Annotated in this window: 15 protein-coding genes and 3 pseudogenes; 11 read left to right on the forward strand and 7 right to left on the reverse strand. The window is 72.2% G+C overall.

What is annotated here, in order from left to right; genetic code table 11:
• The first annotated feature begins 87 nt into the window (after nt 1-87).
• Nucleotides 88-699 (forward strand): adenylosuccinate lyase, encoded by a 612-nt coding sequence (locus tag ABEA26_RS01995; RefSeq protein WP_345588566.1) that lies wholly within the window; start codon nt 88-90, stop codon nt 697-699.
• A 16-nt stretch (nt 700-715) separates the two neighbouring features.
• On the opposite strand, the pseudogene ABEA26_RS02000 reads toward ABEA26_RS01995, so the two are convergent.
• The 3 genes and pseudogenes from ABEA26_RS02000 to ABEA26_RS02010 all read right to left on the reverse strand — a co-directional run.
• Nucleotides 716-862: pseudogene (locus ABEA26_RS02000) on the reverse strand (RidA family protein); the annotation flags it as partial.
• Nucleotides 863-901: 39 nt separating this feature from the next.
• The gene (locus tag ABEA26_RS02005) at nt 902-2,500 is read right to left on the reverse strand and encodes an alpha/beta hydrolase (RefSeq protein ID WP_345588568.1); all 1,599 of its coding nucleotides are present in this window, start codon (nt 2,498-2,500) and stop codon (nt 902-904) included.
• Between the two features lie 282 nt (nt 2,501-2,782).
• Nucleotides 2,783-4,050, reverse strand: a pseudogene (locus ABEA26_RS02010) (RNA-guided endonuclease InsQ/TnpB family protein).
• A 500-nt stretch (nt 4,051-4,550) separates the two neighbouring features.
• Here ABEA26_RS02010 and ABEA26_RS02015 point away from each other — a divergent pair.
• On the forward strand, nt 4,551-4,727 hold the full coding sequence (locus ABEA26_RS02015; RefSeq protein WP_345588570.1) for a hypothetical protein: 177 nt from the start codon (nt 4,551-4,553) through the stop codon (nt 4,725-4,727).
• A 110-nt stretch (nt 4,728-4,837) separates the two neighbouring features.
• Here the strand turns inward: ABEA26_RS02015 and ABEA26_RS36235 are convergent, their stop codons facing one another.
• Both ABEA26_RS36235 and ABEA26_RS02020 read right to left on the reverse strand, forming a co-directional pair.
• Nucleotides 4,838-5,572, reverse strand: a complete 735-nt coding sequence (locus tag ABEA26_RS36235; RefSeq protein ID WP_425587776.1) for an NADase-type glycan-binding domain-containing protein — start codon at nt 5,570-5,572, stop codon at nt 4,838-4,840.
• Nucleotides 5,558-6,199 (reverse strand): annotated as a pseudogene (locus ABEA26_RS02020) (serine/threonine-protein kinase); the annotation flags it as partial. The gene ABEA26_RS36235 and the pseudogene ABEA26_RS02020, both read right to left, overlap by 15 nt.
• Nucleotides 6,200-6,407: 208 nt before the next feature.
• Here ABEA26_RS02020 and ABEA26_RS02025 point away from each other — a divergent pair.
• The 8 genes from ABEA26_RS02025 to ABEA26_RS02060 all read left to right on the forward strand — a co-directional run bounded on the left by ABEA26_RS02025 (nt 6,408) and on the right by ABEA26_RS02060 (nt 17,752).
• Complete coding sequence (locus ABEA26_RS02025) at nt 6,408-6,851, forward strand: SRPBCC family protein (RefSeq protein ID WP_345588572.1); 444 nt, start codon at nt 6,408-6,410, stop codon at nt 6,849-6,851.
• A gap of 160 nt (nt 6,852-7,011) precedes the next feature.
• On the forward strand, nt 7,012-9,411 hold the full coding sequence (locus ABEA26_RS02030) for an MFS transporter (protein WP_345588574.1): 2,400 nt from the start codon (nt 7,012-7,014) through the stop codon (nt 9,409-9,411).
• A gap of 443 nt (nt 9,412-9,854) precedes the next feature.
• On the forward strand, nt 9,855-10,688 hold the full coding sequence (locus tag ABEA26_RS02035; protein ID WP_345588576.1) for a M55 family metallopeptidase: 834 nt from the start codon (nt 9,855-9,857) through the stop codon (nt 10,686-10,688).
• Entirely contained in the window at nt 10,681-12,027 is a 1,347-nt protein-coding gene (locus ABEA26_RS02040) for a M20/M25/M40 family metallo-hydrolase (protein ID WP_345588578.1), read from the forward strand. Before ABEA26_RS02035 ends, ABEA26_RS02040 begins: the two co-directional genes overlap by 8 nt.
• A 56-nt stretch (nt 12,028-12,083) precedes the next feature.
• On the forward strand, nt 12,084-14,039 hold the full coding sequence (locus ABEA26_RS02045; RefSeq protein ID WP_345588580.1) for a prolyl oligopeptidase family serine peptidase: 1,956 nt from the start codon (nt 12,084-12,086) through the stop codon (nt 14,037-14,039).
• A 14-nt stretch (nt 14,040-14,053) separates the two neighbouring features.
• Nucleotides 14,054-14,980 carry a S66 peptidase family protein gene (locus ABEA26_RS02050; RefSeq protein WP_345588582.1) on the forward strand — a complete coding sequence of 309 codons (927 nt, stop codon included), beginning with the start codon at nt 14,054-14,056 and terminating at the stop codon, nt 14,978-14,980.
• Between the two features lie 42 nt (nt 14,981-15,022).
• Nucleotides 15,023-15,682, forward strand: coding sequence for a GNAT family N-acetyltransferase (locus ABEA26_RS02055; RefSeq protein ID WP_345588584.1), 660 nt, complete (start codon nt 15,023-15,025; stop codon nt 15,680-15,682).
• Between the two features lie 81 nt (nt 15,683-15,763).
• On the forward strand, nt 15,764-17,752 hold the full coding sequence (locus ABEA26_RS02060; RefSeq protein WP_345588586.1) for a DUF5107 domain-containing protein: 1,989 nt from the start codon (nt 15,764-15,766) through the stop codon (nt 17,750-17,752).
• Nucleotides 17,753-17,781: 29 nt separating this feature from the next.
• Here the strand turns inward: ABEA26_RS02060 and ABEA26_RS02065 are convergent, their stop codons facing one another.
• Nucleotides 17,782-18,129, reverse strand: a complete 348-nt coding sequence (locus ABEA26_RS02065) for a VOC family protein (protein ID WP_345588588.1) — start codon at nt 18,127-18,129, stop codon at nt 17,782-17,784.
• 81 nt (nt 18,130-18,210) lie between these two features.
• On the opposite strand from ABEA26_RS02065, the gene ABEA26_RS02070 reads away from it, so the two are divergent.
• Nucleotides 18,211-18,753: a phage holin family protein gene (locus tag ABEA26_RS02070; RefSeq protein ID WP_345588590.1), complete on the forward strand. Its 543-nt coding sequence runs from the start codon at nt 18,211-18,213 to the stop codon at nt 18,751-18,753.
• A 68-nt stretch (nt 18,754-18,821) separates the two neighbouring features.
• On the opposite strand, the gene ABEA26_RS02075 is transcribed toward ABEA26_RS02070, so the two are convergent.
• Nucleotides 18,822-19,784 carry an LLM class F420-dependent oxidoreductase gene (locus ABEA26_RS02075; RefSeq protein ID WP_345588592.1) on the reverse strand — a complete coding sequence of 321 codons (963 nt, stop codon included), beginning with the start codon at nt 19,782-19,784 and terminating at the stop codon, nt 18,822-18,824.
• Nucleotides 19,785-19,853: the final 69 nt, after the last annotated feature.

The raw sequence follows: 19,853 nt of genomic DNA on the forward strand, positions 1-19,853 counted from the left end.
GATTAACTCGCGGGTAACGAGCGCGCCAGCCCCCGGTGTTCGTGATGTACGTCCCACAGGACCTGTGAGGCCCCTAACCTCGGTGCCATGGACGAAGAGTTGCGAACGCTCACGGAGCGCTTACGGGCCGAAGCGGCGGCGTCGGGCCCGTCGGGTGCGCCGGGGGCGCAGGGTGCCTCGGCGGCGTACGAACGCCTCGTGGTGACCGGGGACCCGGACGAGCTGGCCGCGGTGCTCACCGAGGCCGGACAGCCGCTCTGGGCCCGCGAACTGGCCGCGTTCCGGCTGGGCGTGGCGGGGGACCGGCGGGCCTTCGAGTCCCTCGTGCTGCTGCTGAACCACCGCGATCCGCCGCGTTGCGCCTTGGCCGCCCACGCTCTCGCCCGCCTCGGCGACCCCCGCACCGCCCGCGCCGCCGCCGCCCTGGCCACCAACGAACTGCGGGTCGCCTACGCCCTGCACCCGGTGCGGCTGCTGGTCGAACTGCGGGCCCCCGAGGCCGTGCCCGCCCTGATCACCACTCTGGAGCGACGGCTGCGCCCGCACGACCCGTACCGGCGCGTGGCGCTCGCCTGCGTCGACGGCCTCGGCGCACTCGGTGACGACCGGGCCGGCCCCGTCCTGAACGACGCCCTGGCCCACCCGGCGCTGGCTCAGGCGGCGGTGCGGGCGCTGGCGCGCATCGCGGGGCGGCGATGACCCGTCAGCGGCCGGCGTCGTCCTCGGCGACGGGCTCGCCGTCCTCGTCCAGGGCGAGCTGACCGGAGACGGCCACGAACCGTCCGGTGCCGAGGACGACATGGGAGTACTGGGCGGAGGACACGACGCCGTCGGGGGCGGGGGTCCTGGTCAGCTCACTCATACGCCCATCGTGGACCACGGGTCTGACATCGCCCCGTTACTACCCCCGGAAGCCCAGCAGTCCGTGCAGCGTCGAGCCGCGCGAGGAGGTCGACGCCGCCCTCGACTCCAGCGGCTTCGGGCCGGGCAGCGTCGGACACACCGCGTCCGCCTTGTTGTTGTTGCTGCTGCCGCCGCTGTCGCGGCGTGGCAGGGTGCCGTCGGCCAGGTACGCGGACAGGTGCTCGTCCAGGCAGGTGTTCCCGCTCAGTGTGATGCCGTGGTTCCCGCCGCCCTCCTCGACCACGAGGCTGGAGCCGCGCAGCAGCCGATGCGCGGTGAGGGCGCCCTCGTACGGGGTGGCCGCGTCGTCGGTCGCCTGGAACAGCAGTGCCGGTGGCAGCTCGCGGTTGGTGACGTCCACCGGCAGGCGCGGGTCCGTGGGCCAGAAGGCGCACGGCGCGTTGTACCAGGCGTTGTTCCACACCATGAACGGTGCCTTCTCGTACAGGGCCCAGTTGGTGTCGCGCCACTCGTCCCAGTCACGCGGCCAGCCGGCGTCACGGCACTCCACGGCGGTGTAGACGCTGTAGCCGTTGTCGCCGGCGGCGTCCACGGCCCCGAAGTTCTCGTACGCCTCGACGAGGGGATCGGCGTCCCCGTCGTTCACGTACGCGGCGAACGCCTCCGCAAGGTAGGGCCAGTAGCCGTTGTAGTACGCGCCGGGCAGGAAGGTGTCCTCCAGCTCCGAGGCGCCGACCTTCCCGCCCGCCGGCTTCTTCACCAGCGCGGTCCGCATGGCGTACCAGGCGGCCTCGATCCGCCGCGGGTCGGAGCCCAGGGCGTACGCCGCGTCGTGCTCGGCGGTCCACGCCAGGAAGTCCCGATGGCGGTCCTGGAAGGCGAGGTCCTGGTTGAGGTTGACGTCCTGCCAGACGTCGGTCGGGTCCACGACGGAGTCCAGGACCAGGCGCCGCACCCGGTCCGGGTGAAGCTTGGCGTACACCGCGCCCAGATAAGTGCCGTACGAGTAGCCGAAGTAGTTGATCCTCGTCGCGCCGACCGCCCTGCGGATCGCGTCCATGTCCCGTGCGGTGCTGACCGTGTCGATGTACGGCAGCACGTCCGCGTACTTCTCGCCGCAGGCCTCGGCGAAGGACTTCACACGCGAGAGGTTGGCCTTCTCGACGGCCGAAGTGGCGGGCACGGAGTCCGGGCGCACCGGGTCGAAATGGCCCGGCCGGCAGTTCAGGGCCGGCTCGCTCTTCCCCACTCCGCGCGGATCGAAGCCGATGACGTCGTACTGTGCGGCCACCTCGGCGGGCAGCGAGGACGCCACGAACCCGGCGAGCGTCAGCCCGCTGCCGCCCGGCCCGCCCGGGTTGACCAGCAACGGCCCCTGGTACGTGTCGGAGGTGTGCGGGACGCGGGACAGCGCCAGCGTGATCTGTTTCCCGTCCGGACGCGCGTGGTCGAGCGGAACGGTGAGGGACGCGCACTGGAGTGACGGGTAGTCGTCCGTGCCGCACTTCTCCCAGCCGGGTTCCGCGGCGTACGGGGCGCCCACGGGGTGCGGAGCGCTCGCCCCGGCGGGGACGGCCGTGACGGTCCCTGCGGCGATGACGGCGGCGCCGCACAGCACGGCTGCGCGTTGTCTCATGACGTCCTCCGAGGACGGAGAGGCTGCGGCCCGCGCGGGTCGCGGTCCTCGCCGCATCGTCCCGGAGAGCGTCTCGGGAAGAACGCCGCCGGACCGTGCTTGACCCGATCGGGTCGGCAGATGCCCTCGAATGCTCCCGGTCCGGGTCGTACGGCGCCGGTCGGACGCCGTGCTCGCCGTGCACGTGGGCCGGTCACCGCGGCAGGCCCGGAGGCGCCGGGCGGGATTCGGACTGGTTCTCAGCTCCTGGCACGGGCGTGCACCGACCGTCCCTGCCGGGGTTCAGAAAGACCTAGGATCCGTCAACGACCCGGACCAAAGTCCCGGGCTTGCAGAACGGGCACCACTGGCCGGGGTGCTGCGTTTGCGTCCTGTCCCACGTCCCGGTCCGGGAAGTGGGTCTGGGGCGGTTGACTGCGCCCCGCGTCGCCACAACTCCCACGCTCTCTCGCGGATGTTGCGGGAGCCGTTCCGGTCCGCGTGATCAGCGAATCCGCAGGACCGGCATACGAACCGGGCCTGGGAGACCCGGTTCGCCCTGTCGGTGTGGCCGCATTCGGCTCAGGTGCGGGAGGTGAGGTGTACGCCGGGTCGGCGTACACGACCGGCACCCCGGCCTTGAGCGCCTTGTACGCGATGAACTGCCCCAGCTGGGCGAAGGCCCAGCTGGAGTGGGTGGCCCGTTGGGGCCTGCGGAGCCGTACCCGTTCGCGGATGCTTGTCAGGTTCTCCAGGGCGATTCCGCGACCGGTGCGTTCTGCCTCGGCCACCACACGTTTCGCGATCTTGTGGTTGATGTCCTTGGCCCGCCGCGCTTCTTTGCGCCGCCGATTCCTCAGCCGGCGCTTGGCGGACGGGGTGTTCTTCTTCTGCAGCTTGGTGCGGAGCGTGCGCTCCCGGCTACGGGTGCGGTTGAGCTCTCGTCCGGCCATGATCTCGCCGTCGCTGGTGGTGGCGATGTTGACGATGCCCAGGTCGATGCCGAGGAAGTCCACCGGAGCGGTGTTCGGTGCCGCTTCGGGCACGTCGCACGTGGCGTTCAGGAACCACATGCCGTCCCGACACAGCAGATCGGACTCGCCCCTGCGGTACAGGGCCAGGGTCGCCATCTGCTCGGGTGAGGCCGTGAACGCCACGTCCTTCACCCGCCCGGCGGTCGTCCAGACCGAGACCCCGCGCTGGTCGATCTGCCAGGACAGCATGCGGTCGTCGTAGGGCTGCGCGCCCGCCGGGCGGAAGGCGACCGGCTTCTCCACCACCCCGCGGTAGCGTTTCGAGCCCGGCCTGCCCAGGTTCCCGGCCTTCAGGTTGGCCTTCAGCGTGACGTACGCGTCACACACCTTCTTGATCACGTGCTGGGCGGCCTGCGCACCCAGGTTCCGCCGGGCCTTGATCTCGGTGTAGGTGTGCTCGCGCAGCGCGAAGTTCGTCTTCACGTCTTTCCCGAAGGCGACCTCGCTCGCCCAGGTCGCCGCTTCGTTGCAGGCCCGCAGGGTCGCCTCCAGCGCCGCCGCCTGCACCGGCGTCGGCAGCAACTTGACCTGCGTCATCAGCTTCACGAGCGCCAAACCTACATACCCGTACGACCAGCCACCGTACGTTCGCCATGCGTCACCCGGCCGAGTGAACCCGCCACCGGCGGCGCAACACGGCTCCGCCGGACACGACACTCGGCCGCTTCGCGGCCGAGCACGCACGAGCGATGCCGCGGCGCTCTGCGCCGCGACCACGAGGATGCGATTCCTCCCAAGACTGAAGTCCTGGGGTTCCTCGCAAGAATCTGCTGAATGCCGCGCCATGAGACAGAAAGGAACGGGGACGTTCAGCTCCCGACGAGTACACCGGCCGACCTCGCGTCCGCGTTGCGCACCTGCCTGGCGCCGCTGAAGTCGGGGCGTGTCTACGACGGCTCGGGTACGTCCTGCACGGCACGGCGCGGATGGTGTCCGGAAGCGGCAACTGGCCGGACGAGAGCGTCGCCGCCGTCGCGGACCTGCATCCGGGATAGCTCGGCGGCCACGCCGCCAACTTCGACGACTACGGCGACCCGGTGGCCTCCGCCGCGTACGCGGAACAAGACGAAGAGGTCTTGGACCCCGACGACTGGCTTCTGCTCGCGCAGTGGGTGGGATTCCCCATGTCGATCCTGTACTGGACCATGCCCCGCCAGGACCTCGAGGCACTCCGCTTCGACCGGGTCACCGTCCTGATGGACGCCAACCCCTGAACACCGGGGGAGCGCCGACACGCGACCGTCCGGAGTGAGGCAGTGGCCGGGTGTGCGGGGTCCAGGTCGGGTGCTGACGGCGGGAGCCGGGACAGCCGGGGACCGTGAAGTCACTCGGCGGGCGGGAGGACTTCGATGTCTCGGCGGAACTCGATGCCGCTGATCGCGACCTGAGTCGCCTCGGAAGGGTCGTAGGACGACCTGATGGTGAAACGCACCGCGCTCACTTCGCCCACGTCGAATTCGCGGTGCTGACCGCCCAGCACCCGGTCGAGAGTCAGCTCACGCTCGACCGTCTCGCCCGCAGCCGTGGTGATGGTGACGGCCAGCCGGTGGGGCAGGGCCGAACTCGACGAGGACCCGGCCATGCCGCCCATGCCGGACGTGAGGACCAGACCGGTCAACCGGGCCGGGGTCTCGAAACGGGCCTCGATCCACTCACCCCTGCCGGACCCGGACACACCCGGCCCCCACCAGGTCTGCTCGAAGCCGTCGAAGGCGCGGGTCGGCTCGTGGCCCTCGGAGGAACGGGATGCCTTGATCTCGTGCGGGACGACCGTGGCGCGCGGCTCTCGTGGTGTGCTCGAGTCGATCGGCGGCGCCGCCTGCCGTGTCGACGAGGTCTGCGACGGTTTCTCCCGCTGACCGTTGTGCGCCCCGTCCAGCAGCCCGAAGGCCGCGGTCGCCGCCAAACCCGTACCCCCTGCCGCTGCGAGCGCCCCCGCGACGATGCGCCGCCGTCGGCGCGCCCGGTCAGGAGCGGGACCGAGCGTGTCGAGTGCCACAGTCGGCGGCAGGAGACCGGTCGCGGAGAGTTCTCCCACGCGTTCCAGCAGTTCGTCCACCGACGGCCGCTTCGACGGGTCCTTCTCCAGACAGTCCGTGACGATGTCGCGCAGTACCCCGGGCAGGCCGTCCAGTCTGGGAGGATCATGGACTACGTGGTACGCCGTCATGTAGGCGTTCTCCGCTTCGAACGGACTGTGCCCGGTCGCCGCGTACACCAGGACCGACGCCAGGGAGAAGACATCGGTCTCAGGCCCGGTGTCCTTGGGCACACGGAACTGCTCCGGTGACATGAACGGCGGAGTGCCCATGACCCGACCGGTCGTCGTCAGGTGTTGTTGGTCGGACGTGCGGGAGATGCCGAAGTCGATGACGCGGGGCCCCGTTGCGCAAGCGTGGGGCCCGGAACATACGAGGTCGCCATCCACGGGTGTGCGGCATCCGGGTCGGCATCGACAACTGCCGCCGTGAAAGCGCCGCTCGCCCGGCGTGCGGCGGTGACCTCGCGGCGGAACCGGGACCGGAACTCGGCGTCGTCGGCGAACTGCTGGTACACCACCTTCACCGCGACCTTGCGCCCCGAGCCCGACCGGGCATGGTAAACGACACTCATGCCCCCCTGATCCGAGTCGGTCCTCCAACGTGTAGCCGCCGATCGACTCCGGGTCTTCCGTACTGAGCGGCATTCTCCGATCCCCCAAGCAAGTGCTCCATGGACGGGCCCCAGTCGGCCTCACGCTATCGCGGAAGGACATGCGTCGCGGTGCATGGAGCAGGTCTTCTCCTGATGGCGGACGAGTCGCGCCGGTCCCCTTCGCGCCCCCCGATTTGGTGGCCGGGCGGCGGGGTGGTTGGCTTGCCCCGACCCCGAGAACCAGGCCCTGGAGGTACCCGATGGCGCAGGTCGAGGCGGAGACGGAGCGGATCGTCGCGGCGGACGCGGAGACGGTGTTCGACACCCTCGCCGACTACAGCGGCACCCGCGAGAAGCTGCTGCCCGAGCACTTCAGCGAGTACGAGGTCCGCGAGGGCGGCGACGGCGAGGGCACCCTCGTCCACTGGAAGCTCCAGGCCACCAGCAAGCGCGTGCGCGACTGCCTGCTGGAGGTCACCGAGCCGACCGACGGAGAGCTCGTCGAGAAGGACCGCAACTCCTCCATGGTCACCACCTGGCGGGTCACCCCGGCCGGGGAGGGCAAGTCCCGCGTGGTCGTCCTCACCACCTGGCAGGGCGCCGGCGGCGTCGGCGGCTTCTTCGAGAAGACCTTCGCGCCCAAGGGACTCGCCCGGATCTACGACGCGATGCTCGCCAAGCTCGCCGCCGAGGTCGAGAGGTAGCCAAGGGGCAGCCGCTGGAAGCCTGTTGAGCGGGTGAGGGGCGTCTCACCGGTTCGAGTGATCTCCATGCGATTCCGTTGTATGCCGTAACTCTTCGCACTTGTTCGCAGTTGTCGCCTCTGGCGGCAATTGTGAGCGGGTGTGACGAGGGGAGCGGTACGTGGGCGGGATCACTCTGGTGCAGGACGAACCGGTCGCCGCACCCCCGACGCCTCCCGAACCCCCCGCTCCCCCACCGGAGTGGGACGCCGGGCTGAGCCCGCGCCGGGTCCGGCTGGTCTTCGTCGGACTGATGTTGGCGCTGCTGCTCGCCGCCCTGGAGCAGATGATCGTCGCCACGGCGCTGCCGAAGATCGTCGGCGAGCTGCACGGCCTGGACAAGATGTCCTGGGCGATCACCGCCTACCTGCTCACCTCCACCGTCGGCCTGCCGATCTACGGCAAGCTCGGCGACCTCTTCGGACGCAAGGGCGTCTTCCAGTTCGCCATCCTGGTGTTCATCGTCGGCTCGGCACTCGCCGGCCGGGCGCAGACCATGGACCAGCTGATCGCCTTCCGGGCCGTGCAGGGCATCGGCGCGGGCGGACTGATGATCGGCGTGCAGGCGATCATCGCGGACATCGTGCCGGCCCGCGAACGCGGCCGGTTCATGGGCCTGATCGGCGCCGCCTTCGGACTCGCCTCGGTCGCCGGCCCCCTGCTGGGCGGCTACTTCACCGACCATCTGTCCTGGCGCTGGTGCTTCTACATCAACGTGCCCTTCGGCCTGGTCACCATGGCCGTCGTCGCCGTCGTACTGAAGCTGCCCAAGCCTGACGTCAAGCCCCGGCTCGACATCCTGGGCGCCCTGCTGCTCGCCGCCGCCTCCACCTGCCTGGTCCTGCTGACCAGTTGGGGCGGCACCGAGTACGAGTGGGGATCGGGGGTCATCCTCGGCCTCGCCGCCGGAGCGGTCGCGGCCACCGTCCTCTTCCTGGTCGCCGAGCACTTCGCGCCCGAACCACTGATCCCGCTGCGGCTGTTCCGGGACTCCGTGTTCAACGTCACCGGCCTGGTCGGGCTCGTCATCGGCGTCGCCCTGTTCGGCGCCGCCAGCTATCTGCCGACCTTCCTGCAGATGGTCGACGGCGCCACCGCCACCGAGTCCGGCCTGCTGATGCTGCCGATGATGGGCGGAATCGTCGGCGCCTCGGTCATCTCCGGGCAGATGATCAGCCGGACCGGTCGCTACCGAGTCCATCCGATCCTCGGTGGGGCGCTGTCCGTCGTCGGCATGTGGCTGCTGTCCCGGCTCGACGCCGACACGCCACGCCTGCACTACAGCGTCTGGATGGCGATCCTCGGCGCCGGCATCGGCATGGTGATGCCCGTCCTGGTCCTCGCCGTGCAGAACTCCGTGCGCCCCGCCGACCTGGGCACCGCCACCAGCGCCAACAACTACTTCCGGCAGATCGGCGGCAGTGTCGGCGCGGCCATCTTCGGCACGCTCTTCGCCGACCGGCTCACCTACGCCCTGGCCGACCGGATCCCCGCCGAAGCGGGCACCGGCCTGCCCGACGCCGAGGCCATCACCCCACAACTCGTCCACTCCCTGCCCCCGGCGCTGCGCGACGCCTACATCGGGGCGTACGCCGACGCCATGCCGCGGATCTTCCTCTACCTGGTGCCGGTACTCGTCCTCGGGCTGCTCATCGCCTTCTTCCTCAAGGAGAAACCCCTGGTGTCCCACAACGCCCCCGTCACCGACCCGGAGACCGGACGACACGTCGCCTCCGTCCCACAGGCACGCTCGCCGTACGCCGCCGGTATCCCGGTCTGCGGCACGGTGCAGCACCCCGACGGCACCGTCGTGCCCCGCGCGGCGCTCACCCTCATCAACGTCGGCGGGCAGCAGATCGGCCGGGGCGCCAGCGGCGACGACGGACGGTACGCGCTGGCCACGCCCGGCTCGGGGTCGTACGTCCTGATCGCCGCGGCGGGCGGCCACCAGCCGCAGGCGGTGTCCGTGACCGTCGGTGAACGCCCGGTGGAACTGGACGTGGTCCTCGGCGGCGCCGGGCGCCTGGCCGGCAGCGTGCTCACCGCGGACGGCAGCCCGGTACGCGACGCGACCGTCACCCTCACCAACGTCCACGGCGAGGTCGTCGCCACCACCCGCAGCGGACGGGAGGGCGGCTACGTCATCACCGAGCTGGTGGCCGGCGAGTACACCCTCGCCGGCAGCGCCCCCGCCTTCCGTCCGGCCGCGCTGCCCGTCAGCGTCCAGGCCGCCCGGGAGACGCGCCAGGACGTCGAGCTGGCCGGCGGCGCCGTCCTGCGCGGCACCGTGCGCGCCAGTGGCGGACGGGCCGTGGAAGACGCGCGCGTGACGCTGCTCGACGCGGCGGGCAACGTGGTCGACACACTGACCACCGGGCCGGACGGCTCCTTCCGGTTCGTCGACCTGTCGTCCGGCGAGTACACCGTCATCGCCGCCGGCTATCCGCCCGTCGCGACCGTGCTCCAGGTGGCCGGCGGCGGCCGCACGGAACGCGACCTCCAGCTCGGGCACGAGGACTGAGACCGGGCACCGGCGGGAGCGGTGCCAGGACGGCGGCGGTCATGATGAGGACGAGAGTGCCCGGATGGGTCATGGGACACCGCCGTACCGCCGCCGCAGGGTCACGGAGCGACGAAGGCGAAGTCGGGGTTTGGAGCGCCGAGCGGGCCCAGGCGCGTACCGGCGTGGATGTTCTCGCTGACGGCGTGCACAGTGCCACTCTTCCTCGCTCCGGCAGCCGGGACGAGCGGGTGTACGCCGTCGGGGGGAGGGCCGGCCCGATCATGCGGACAGCTGGGGCGTGGAAGGCGGTGCTCGGCCGTAGCGGACGCCGTTCCTATGATCGGCCTGATCCGCAGAAGGGCTGGTCGTAGGCCGTACGAGGTGAGTTCAGTGGTCCATACCACCGGTAGTTGTCCACAGCTCTGGCCGAGGCGGCCGGGCAGCGCGTACGGTTTCGAGGCATGAAGATCCTCATCAGCGCCGACATGGAAGGCGCCACCGGTGTCACCTGGCCGGCCGACGTGCTGCCGGGGACGCCGCAGTGGGAGCGGTGCCGGTCGATGTTCACCTCGGACGTGAACGCCGCCGTGCTGGGCTTTCTCGACGGTGGTGCCGACGAGGTGCTCGTCAACGAGGCCCACTGGACCATGCGCAACCTCCTCCTGGAGCGGCTCGACGAGCGGACGCAGATGCTCACCGGTCGGCACAAACCGCTGTCCATGGTGGAAGGCGTCCAGCACGGGGACGTGGACGGCATCGCCTTCATCGGGTACCACGCGGGCGCCGGGATGGAGGGCGTCCTCGCGCACACCTTCCTCGCCAACCAGATCACCGGCGTGTGGCTGAACGACGTACGGGCCAGCGAGGGGCTGCTCAACGCGCACGTCGTCGCCGAGTACGGGGTGCCGGTGGTGCTGGTCACCGGGGACGACGTGGCGTGCGAGGACGCGCTCGGGTACGCGCCCGAGGCCCTGAAGGTCGCGGTCAAGGACCATGTGTCGCGGTACGCGGCCGTGTGCCGTACGCCGGCCAGGACCGCCGGTGACATCCGGGCGGCGGCCAAGGAGGCGGCGGCGCTCGCGGTGCGGCACGAGCCGGTGAGCGAAGGGCCCTTCACCGTCGCCGTGGAGTTCGACGCCGAGCACCTGGCGGCGGCCTCGACGGTCGTGCCGGGCGTGGCCCGCATCGCGGAGCGGAAGGTGGCGTACACCCACGACACCATGTTCGAGGCGATCCGTACCTTCAAGGCGGTCACCACGATCGCCTCGGCCGCGGTGGAGGAGCAGTATGGCTGAGCGGTCCGGGAGCACGATCGAGCGCACGCCCGGAAGCACGGACGCCCAGGCACTGGACGAGGTCGTGCGGTTCACCTCCGAGCTGATCCGGATCGACACGACGAACCGCGGCGGCGGTGACTGCCAGGAGCGCCCGGCCGCCGAGTACGCCGCCGCACGGCTCGCCGAGGCCGGGATCGAGCCCACGCTGCTGGAACGCACCGAGGGCCGTACCAACGTCGTCGCCCGGATCGAGGGCACCGACCCGTCGGCCGGTGCGCTGCTCGTGCACGGCCACCTGGACGTGGTGCCCGCCGAGGCCGCCGACTGGAGCGTGCCCCCGTTCTCCGGGGAGATCCGCGACGGAGTCGTCTGGGGGCGCGGCGCCGTCGACATGAAGAACATGGACGCGATGATCCTGGCCGTCGTGCGCGACTGGGCCCGGCGGGGGGTACGGCCCCGGCGGGACGTCGTCATCGCGTTCACCGCTGACGAGGAGGCCAGCGCCGAAGACGGCTCCGACTTCCTCGCCGACCGGCACGCCGCGCTGTTCGAGGGCTGCACCGAGGGTGTCAGCGAGTCGGGGGCGTTCACGTTCCACGACGGTGCCGGCCGGCGGTTCTACCCGATCGCCGCCGGTGAGCGCGGCACGGGCTGGCTCAAACTGACCGCGCGGGGACGGGCCGGCCACGGGTCCAAGGTGAACCGGGAGAACGCGGTCACCCGGCTCGCCGCGGCGATCACCCGCATCGGTGACCACGAATGGCCGCTGCGCCTGACCCCGACCGTGCGCGCCGCCCTCACCGAACTCGCCGCCGTCTACGGCATCGAGACCGACCTGCGCGACGTCGACGCGCTGCTGGACAAGCTCGGACCGGCCGCGGGGCTGGTCGAGTCCACCGTACGCAACAGCGCCAACCCGACCATGCTGGACGCCGGTTACAAGGTCAACGTGATCCCCGGGGAGGCCGTCGCGTACGTCGACGGGCGCTTCCTGCACGGTGGCGAGGACGAGTTCCGCAGTACCCTCGACCGGCTCACCGGGCCGGACGTGGACTGGGAGTTCGCCCACCGCGAGGTCGCCCTCCAGGCGCCTGTGGACTCGCCGACGTACGCCCGGATGCGCGCCGCCGTCGAGGAGTTCGCCCCCGAGGGACACGTGGTGCCGTACTGCATGTCCGGCGGCACGGACGCCAAGCAGTTCTCGCGGCTCGGCATCACCGGCTACGGTTTCGCGCCGCTGAAGCTGCCCGAGGGCTTCGACTACCAAGCCCTCTTCCACGGTGTCGACGAACGCGTCCCCGTCGAGGCGCTGCACTTCGGCGTCCGCGTCCTCGACCGTTTCCTGCGCACGGCCTAGCAGCCGGGCATCAGGGCCCGTCCGACAAGTATCTGGAGGAGAAAGTGGGGGAGTCGGTGCAGTCTCTGCCGTACGGATCGTGGCCCTCGCCCGTCGACGCGGCCCTCGCCGCCGCGCACGACGGACGGCCCGACGACGTGGGCCTCGTCGGCGACGAGGTGTGGTGGACCGCGCCCCGGCCCGACGAGGGCGGCCGGCGCACCCTGGTGCGGCGGCGTCCCGACGGCACCGAGGAGCCGGTGCTGCCCGCCCCCTGGAACGTGCGCAGCCGCGTCATCGAGTACGGCGGCCGGCCCTGGGCCGCGCACATGACAGGGACCGGGCCGCTGGTGGTCTTCGTGAACTTCGCCGACCAGCGGCTGTACGCCTATCGGCCGGGCGGCGGTGAGCCGTGTCCGCTGACGCCCGTCTCACCGTTGGGCGGCGGGCTGCGCTGGGCCGAGCCCGACGTGCGTGCCGAGTACGGCGAGGTGTGGTGCGTCCTGGAGGAGTTCACCGGCGACGGGCCCAGCGACGTGCGCCGGGTTCTGGCGGCGGTGCCGCTGGACGGCTCGGCGGCCGACGACCGGGACGCCGTCCGTGAACTCACCGGTGAGCGGCACCGCTTCGTCACCGGCCCCCGCCTCTCGCTCGACGGGCGGCGCGCCGCCTGGCTGGCCTGGGACCACCCGCGCATGCCCTGGGACGGCACCGAGCTGATCGTCGCGGAGGTCGGCCCCGAGGGCACGTTCCTGGACGCGCGGACCGTGGCCGGCGGCCCCGAGGAGTCGGTCGCCCAGGTGGACTGGGCCCCCGACGGCGCCCTGCTGTACGCCTGTGACCGCACCGGCTGGTGGAACCTCTACCGCGACGGGCAGCCGCTGTGCGCGCGGGAGGAGGAGTTCGGCGGGCCGCTCTGGAAGCTCGGCCAGCGGTGGTTCGCGCCGCTGGACAGCGGCCTGATCGCCGTCGTGCACGGCCGTGGCGCCACCGCCCTCGGCATACTCGACCCGGAGACCGGCGAGGTCGTCGACGCGGCGGGTCCCTGGACCGAGTTCGCCGCCACCCTCGCCGCGCACGGCGAGCGAGTGGTGGCCGTCGGCGCGAGTCCGCGCAGCTCCTACGAGGTGGTCGAACTGGACGCCCGCACCGGCCGGGCCCGGGTCGTCGGCGCGCCGCACAGCGACGCCGTGGACCCGGCGTACTACCCCGAACCGCGGATCCGCACCTTCACCGGACCCGCCGGGCGCGAGATCCACGCCCACCTCCATCCACCGCACAACCCCGGCTGTGCCGCACCGGACGGCGAGCTGCCGCCGTACGTCGTCTGGGCGCACGGTGGACCCACCAGCCGGTCGCCCCTCGTCCTCGACCTTGAGATCGCCTACTTCACCTCGCGCGGCATCGGCGTCGCGGAGGTCAACTACGGCGGCTCGACGGGTCACGGCCGGGAGTACCGCAACCGGCTGCGCGAGCAGTGGGGCGTCGTCGACGTCGAGGACTGCACGGCCGTCGCCCTCGCCCTGGCAGACGAGGGCACCGCCGACCGGGAGCGGCTCGCCGTGCGCGGCGGCAGCGCGGGCGGATGGACGGCAGCCGCCTCGCTGGCCACGACGGACGTCTACGCCTGCGGCACGGTCAGCTATCCGATCCTCGACCTGACGGGCTGGGGCACGGGGGAGACCCACGACTTCGAGTCGCGGTACCTGGAGAGCCTCATCGGCCCGCAGGCCGAGGTGCCCGACCGGTACGTCGAGCGGTCGCCCGCCGAGCACGCCGACCGGGTCACCGTGCCCTTCCTGCTGCTCCAGGGCCTCGACGACGTGATCTGCCCGCCCGTGCAGTGCGAGCGGTTCCTCGCCCGCATGCACGACCGGGGGGTGCCGCACGCGTACCTCACCTTCGAGGGCGAAGGGCACGGATTCCGCCGGGCGGGGACCATGGTGCGCGCCCTGGAGGCCGAGCTCTCCCTCTACGCGCAGGTCTTCGGCCTGGCCCCGCTCGGCATCCCGACCCTGGAGCTGACCAGGTGAGGGAAGGAAGGAAAGTGAAGGAGCTGACCCGGCCGGCCCGGCTCGCCCCCGGCGCCCGGGTGGCCGTCGTCGCGCCCAGCGGGCCCGTGCCCGAGGAGCGGCTGCAGGCGGGGCTGGACGTGCTGCGGGGCTGGGACCTCGAGCCGGTCGTGGGGCCGCACGTCCTGGACCGCCACCAGGCCTTCGCCTACCTCGCGGGCACGGACACCGACCGGGCCGCCGACCTCCAGGCCGCCTGGTGCGACCCCTCCGTGGACGCGGTGCTGTGTGCCCGCGGCGGGTACGGCGTCCAGCGCGTGACCGACCTGCTCGACTGGGAGGCGATGCGCGCGGCCGGGCCCAAGGTGCTCGTCGGCTTCAGCGACATCACCGCGCTGCACGAGGCGTTCGCCACCCGGCTGGGCCTGGTCACGCTGCACGGGCCGATGGCCGCGGGGATCGACTTCCTCAAGAACGCGCGGGCGCAGGAGCACCTGAAGGCCACCCTGTTCGCCCCGGAGACGGTCCGCGTGATCGCCTCCGGCGGCAGCACCCCGATGGTCCCGGGCCGGGCGCGCGGCGTCACCCTCGGCGGCTGCCTCGCCCTGCTCGCCGCCGAACTGGGCACCCCGCACGCCCGCCCCTCCACGCGCGGCGGGTTGCTGTGCCTGGAGGACGTGGGGGAGGAGACGTACCGGCTGGACCGCTACCTCACCCAGCTGCTGCGCGCCGGCCGACTCGACGGGGTCGCCGGCGTGCTGTTCGGTTCGTGGCACGCGTGCGAGCCCTACGAGCGGCTGCGGCCCATGCTGGCCGACCGGCTCGGCGGTCTCGGTGTGCCGGTCGTCGAGGACTTCGGCTTCGGGCACTGCGAGGGAGCGCTGACCGTCCCGTTCGGCGTAACGGCGGAACTCGACGCGGACGCGGGCACCCTGACGCTGGACCGTCCGGCGCTGTGCTGACCACGCCCCGCGCGCGGCGACCGGGCGTCGTAGGCTGGCGGAATGCCGCACATCCCGTCCCGCCCGCTCGCCGAGGGCCCCCGCGTGGTCGTACGGCACTTCACCTACGAGGACGGCGCCGAGTTCACCGCCCGGGCCCGCCAGAGCAAGGACCTGCACCACCCGTGGCTCTTCCCGCCGGACAGCGCCCGGGCGTACGACGCCTACGCGGCGCGGCTGATCGAGGACCCGGCCAAGGCCGGGTTCCTGGTGTGCGAGAAGGGCGCGAGCGGGTTGGCCGAAAGCGGCGGGGCGCAAAGAGGCGAGGCGGACGCCGGCGGGGCGGACGCCGGCGGGGCGGACGGTGTCGGGACGGACTCCGGCGGGGCGGACGGCGGCTCCATCGCCGGGTTCGTCAACATCAACAACATCGTCGAGGGCGGCTTCCGCAGCGGCGCGCTCGGCTACGGCGCCTTCGCGCACGCGGCGGGCCGCGGGCTGATGCGCGAGGGACTGGACCTCGTCGTGCGATACGCGTTCGGGCCGATGCGGCTGCACCGGCTGGAGATCAACGTGCAGCCGGGCAACGCCGCCTCGATCGCGCTGGCCCGCGCCTGCGGCTTCCACCTGGAGGGCTTCTCGCCGAGGATGCTTTACATCGACGGGGCCTGGCGCGACCACCAGCGCTGGGCGATCACCGCCGAGACCGTGACCTCGGGCTGAACCTCATCGTGCCGAACGTGAGCGACGTCGCGCGAACGTGACCGGCGGCGCCCCTGTTCAGCGGGCCGGTGAGCGGCTTCCATGGGGACCGTGACGACGATCCGACGTGAGGTACTGACCCTGCCCGCCGCGCCGCTGGGACCGGACAACCCCCTGCCGCCGCTGCGCCCCCTGGACGAGGCCCACCGCATCGACGAACGCGACCGGTCCGGCCTGCCGCGCGACATGGCCCGCCAGGTCGACTACGAACCACTGCGCGGCCTGCTGCCCGTGCGGGTCCGGGACGGCTACGACCGGGCCCGCGAGGCACGGGAGTTCGATGCCCTCGTCATCGAGAACAACCGGCTGCGGGCCACCGTCCTGCCCGGCCTCGGCGGCCGCATCGCCTCCCTCCACCACAAGCCGACCGACCGTGAACTCCTCTACGTCAACCCCGTGCTCCAGCCCGCCAACTTCGCCCTCAACGGCGCCTGGTTCTCCGGCGGCATCGAGTGGAACATCGGCGCCACCGGCCACACAACCCTGTCCTGCTCGCCCGTCCACGCCGCCCGCGTGCCCGCCCCCGACGGCGGGGAGATGCTGCGCCTGTGGGAGTGGGAGCGGCTGCGCGACCTGCCCTTCCAGGTCGACCTGTGGCTGCCGGAGGGCTCGGACTTCCTCCACGTCGGCGTCCGGATCCGCAACCCGCACGAACGCCCGGTGCCGACGTACTGGTGGTCCAACATCGCGGTCCCCGAGGAGCGACGTGTCCTCGCCCCGGCCGACGAGGCCTGGCTCTTCGGCTACGAGAGGCGGCTGCGCCGGGTGCCCGTCCCGTCGTACGACGGGACGGACCGGACGTACCCGCTGAACAGCCGGTATCCCGCCGACTACTTCTACGAGGTGCCGGACGGCCGACGCCGCTGGATCGCCGCGCTCGACGAACACGGGACCGGGCTCGTGCAGACGTCCACCGACGTACTGCGCGGGCGCAAGCTGTTCGTGTGGGGCACCGGGCCCGGCGGGCGGCGCTGGCAGGAGTGGCTCACCGAGCCCGGCACCGGCGGCTACTGCGAGATCCAGGCCGGTCTCGCCCGCACGCAGCTCGAACACGTCAGGCTGGAGGCGGAGAGCGAGGTGTCGTGGCTGGAGGCCTACGGGCCGCTCGACGCGTCACCCGGAGGCGAGTGGCACACCGTACTGCGCGGTGCTGAGGACCGGCTGGAGACGGTCCTGCCGCGTGCCGGTGTCGACGCGGCGTACGAGGCCTGGCGGCCGTACGCGGACGCCGAGCCCGGCGAACGCCTCGCCACCGGGTCGGGCTGGGGCGCGCTCGAAGTGCTGCGCGCGGGCTGGAAGCTGCCCGGCACGCCCTTCGAGGAGAGCACCCTCGGTGACGAGCAGCGGCCCTGGCTGCACCTGCTGCGCGCCGGATCGCTGCCCGATCCCGAGCGTCGTCAGCCGCCCGGAGACACGCTGGTCGCCCGGCCCTGGCGGGACATGCTGGAGACCACGGCCGCCACGCCGGCCGCCGAGTACCACCTCGGCATCGCACAGTGGCACGGCGGCGACCGGGCCCAGGCGGTACGTAGTTGGGAACGCGGCCTGAAGACCGCCGCGGCCGGCTGGCCGCTGCTGCGCTGCCTCGCCGTCGCCGACCAGGAGGACGGCCACCACGAGCGGGCCGCCGACCGGTACACCGAGGCCTTCGACGACCTGTGTGAGCGGCCGGCGGAAGGGCGGGAGGAGACGGACGACCGCGGCGGCGACGAGGAGTGGGCGGCCGTCGCCGCCGCGCTCGGCCGTGAGGCGATCGAGGCGCTGCTCGCAGTCGGGCGCACGGCGGACGCCCGTGCCGTGTGGGAGCGGCTGAGCCCCGCGACCCGGTCCCGCGGCCGGTTCCGGCTGACCGAGGCGGAGCTGCTGGCCGCCGAGGGCCGCCGCGAGGAGGCACGGGCCGTCTTCGACGAGGGCTTCGAGGTCGCGGACCTGCGGGAGGGCGCGGAGAGCATCGACCGGCTGTGGGCCCGGCTCGGAGACCAACCACTCCCCGCCCGGCACGACTTCCGGATGCGGCCGGGCGGGCGGTGAGCCCGCCCGGCCCGCCGCTGTGTCCGCCGCTACGCCCGCCGGTCCACGTACTCGTAGATCGTCCCGTCCGGGTGCCGGGCGATCAGGTTGCGGCCCGCGGGAGTCGGGACCGGGCCCGCGACGATGTCCGCGCCCAGCGAGGCGAGGACCCGGTGGGTCTCCTCGACGTCGGTCACGGCGATCGTCGCGGTGATTTTGCGCAGCACCTCGAGCTGGGACTCGGGCCCGCTCATCAGCAGGAAGCAGCCGACCGCGGCGACTTCGACACCGCCGCGCTCGGAGCGGTGGGCCCGGCCGCCGGCCAGGCCTTCGTAGAAGGGGATCGCCTTGTCCAGGTCGTCGACGTAGATGCGCAGTGTGGCTCCCAGAATGTCCATGCGGACGAGCCTAGTTGGGGAAGGGCGGGTCCAACCCGCGGTCCGGCCCATGGAAGTTCCGCCTCCGGGTACCCGCGGTGTATGGACCGCATGGATCACTTGGAACACCTGGACAAGCATCTGGTCGACGAACTGGCGCAGGTGGCACGCGAGACCGTGCGCGACGAGCTGCGTGAGCAGACGCGCAAGCAGCGCCGCAAGGCCACGCTGTACGCCGCGTCGGGTGCCGCCGCCCTGTACGCGGGTGCGGCGCTCGCGCTCACCGTGGGCCTGGCGCTCGCCGTCGGTATGCCCGACTGGGCCGCCGCGCTGATCACGGCCGCCCTCCTGGGAGTGGCGGCCTACCTGCTGCGCGGCGCGGCCCGGCCGGCGTCCGCCCACGGCCCCGGGCACGACCGCACCCTCGGCGGTGACGCGCCGGGTGCGCCGCCGAGCGGACTGGGCATGCCCTATCCGCCGATGCCGCCCGTCGCGCCGGGCGGAGTCGGCGGCGCGACGGGCGCCCCGGGGGCGGGCACACCCGCACCGGGCGGCACCGGACCGGCGGCACCGCGCCAGGACGACATCGACCCCGAGGCCCCGCGCGGCGCTCATGGCGCTCATGGCGCTCATGGCCGAGGCTGACCGGCCGCGACCCGACGCGGCACGGCGCCCCCCCCGAGAGTGGTTCGGGGGGCGCCGTGCCGCACCGGTCAGGCGCTCTGCCGGAGCCGCGGCAGCACGGTCGTACGGTAGAAGTCGAAGAAGCCGCGCAGGTCGGGGCCGATCTGGTTGACGTAGACGCGGTCGAAGCCGGCGTCGGCGAACTTCTTCAGCTCCGCGACGTGTTCGTCCGCGTCGTCGCCGCACACCCGGTTGTCCCGGACCATGTCCTCGGTGACCAGGGTCTGCGCCTGCTCGAAGTGCTTGGGCGAGGGCAGCACCTGGCCCAGCTCGCCCGGCAGCTGCTCGTTGGCCCACAGCCGGTGCACGGTCCGCACCGCCTCGTCCCGGTCGGTGTCGTAGCAGACCTTGGTGCCTCCGCTGACCGGATTGCCGCCGCCCCCGCCCTTGCGGTACTGCTCCACCATCGAGGCGTCCGGCATCATCGTGATGTAGCCGTCGCCCACCCGGGCCGCCAGCTTGGTCGCCGTCGGGCCGAAGCCGGAGATGTCGATCGGGACGGGCTCGTCCGGGACGGTGTACAGACGGGCGTTCTCGACCGTGTAGTGCGTGCCGTGGTGGTTGACCTCCTCGCCGGTGAAGAGCCGGCGCATGATCAGGACGGCCTCCTCCAGCATCTCCAGGCGTACGTGCGCGGCCGGCCACGCGTCACCGAAGATGTGCTCGTTGAGCGCCTCGCCGGAGCCGACGCCGAGCCGGAAACGGCCGTCCGTCATCACCGCGCCGGTCGCCGCGGCCTGCGCCACGACCGCCGGGTGGATACGCATGGTCGGACAGGTCACGGCCGTCTCGATGGGCAGGGACACCGCGTCGGACAGCGCGCCGATCACCGACCACACGAACGGGCTCTGTCCCTGCTCCCCGTTCCAGGGGTGGTAGTGGTCCGAGATCCACAGCGCCTGGAATCCGGCCTGCTCGGCCATCCGCGCCTGTTCGATCAGCTCCGCGGGACCGTACTGCTCGCACGAGAGGAAATAGCCGTACTCGGGCATGGGGGGTTGCCTCCGGGACATGGGGCGGGTGGGTCGCGGCCCGGGTCCCCGGGCGCCCGGCCGGAAACC

Origin of the sequence: Streptomyces marokkonensis (assembly GCF_039539045.1) — a bacterium.
Classification (GTDB): domain Bacteria; phylum Actinomycetota; class Actinomycetes; order Streptomycetales; family Streptomycetaceae; genus Streptomyces; species Streptomyces marokkonensis.

Coding starts and splice junctions, on each gene's coding strand:
- ABEA26_RS01995 (WP_345588566.1), top strand. CDS start 88: ATGGACGAAGAGTTGCGAACGCTCACGGAGCGCTTACGGGCCGAAGCG.
- ABEA26_RS02005 (WP_345588568.1), bottom strand. CDS start 2,500: ATGAGACAACGCGCAGCCGTGCTGTGCGGCGCCGCCGTCATCGCCGCA.
- ABEA26_RS02025 (WP_345588572.1), top strand. CDS start 6,408: ATGGCGCAGGTCGAGGCGGAGACGGAGCGGATCGTCGCGGCGGACGCG.
- ABEA26_RS02035 (WP_345588576.1), top strand. CDS start 9,855: ATGAAGATCCTCATCAGCGCCGACATGGAAGGCGCCACCGGTGTCACC.
- ABEA26_RS02040 (WP_345588578.1), top strand. CDS start 10,681: ATGGCTGAGCGGTCCGGGAGCACGATCGAGCGCACGCCCGGAAGCACG.
- ABEA26_RS02055 (WP_345588584.1), top strand. CDS start 15,023: ATGCCGCACATCCCGTCCCGCCCGCTCGCCGAGGGCCCCCGCGTGGTC.
- ABEA26_RS02060 (WP_345588586.1), top strand. CDS start 15,764: ATGGGGACCGTGACGACGATCCGACGTGAGGTACTGACCCTGCCCGCC.
- ABEA26_RS02065 (WP_345588588.1), bottom strand. CDS start 18,129: ATGGACATTCTGGGAGCCACACTGCGCATCTACGTCGACGACCTGGAC.
- ABEA26_RS02070 (WP_345588590.1), top strand. CDS start 18,211: ATGGACCGCATGGATCACTTGGAACACCTGGACAAGCATCTGGTCGAC.
- ABEA26_RS02075 (WP_345588592.1), bottom strand. CDS start 19,784: ATGCCCGAGTACGGCTATTTCCTCTCGTGCGAGCAGTACGGTCCCGCG.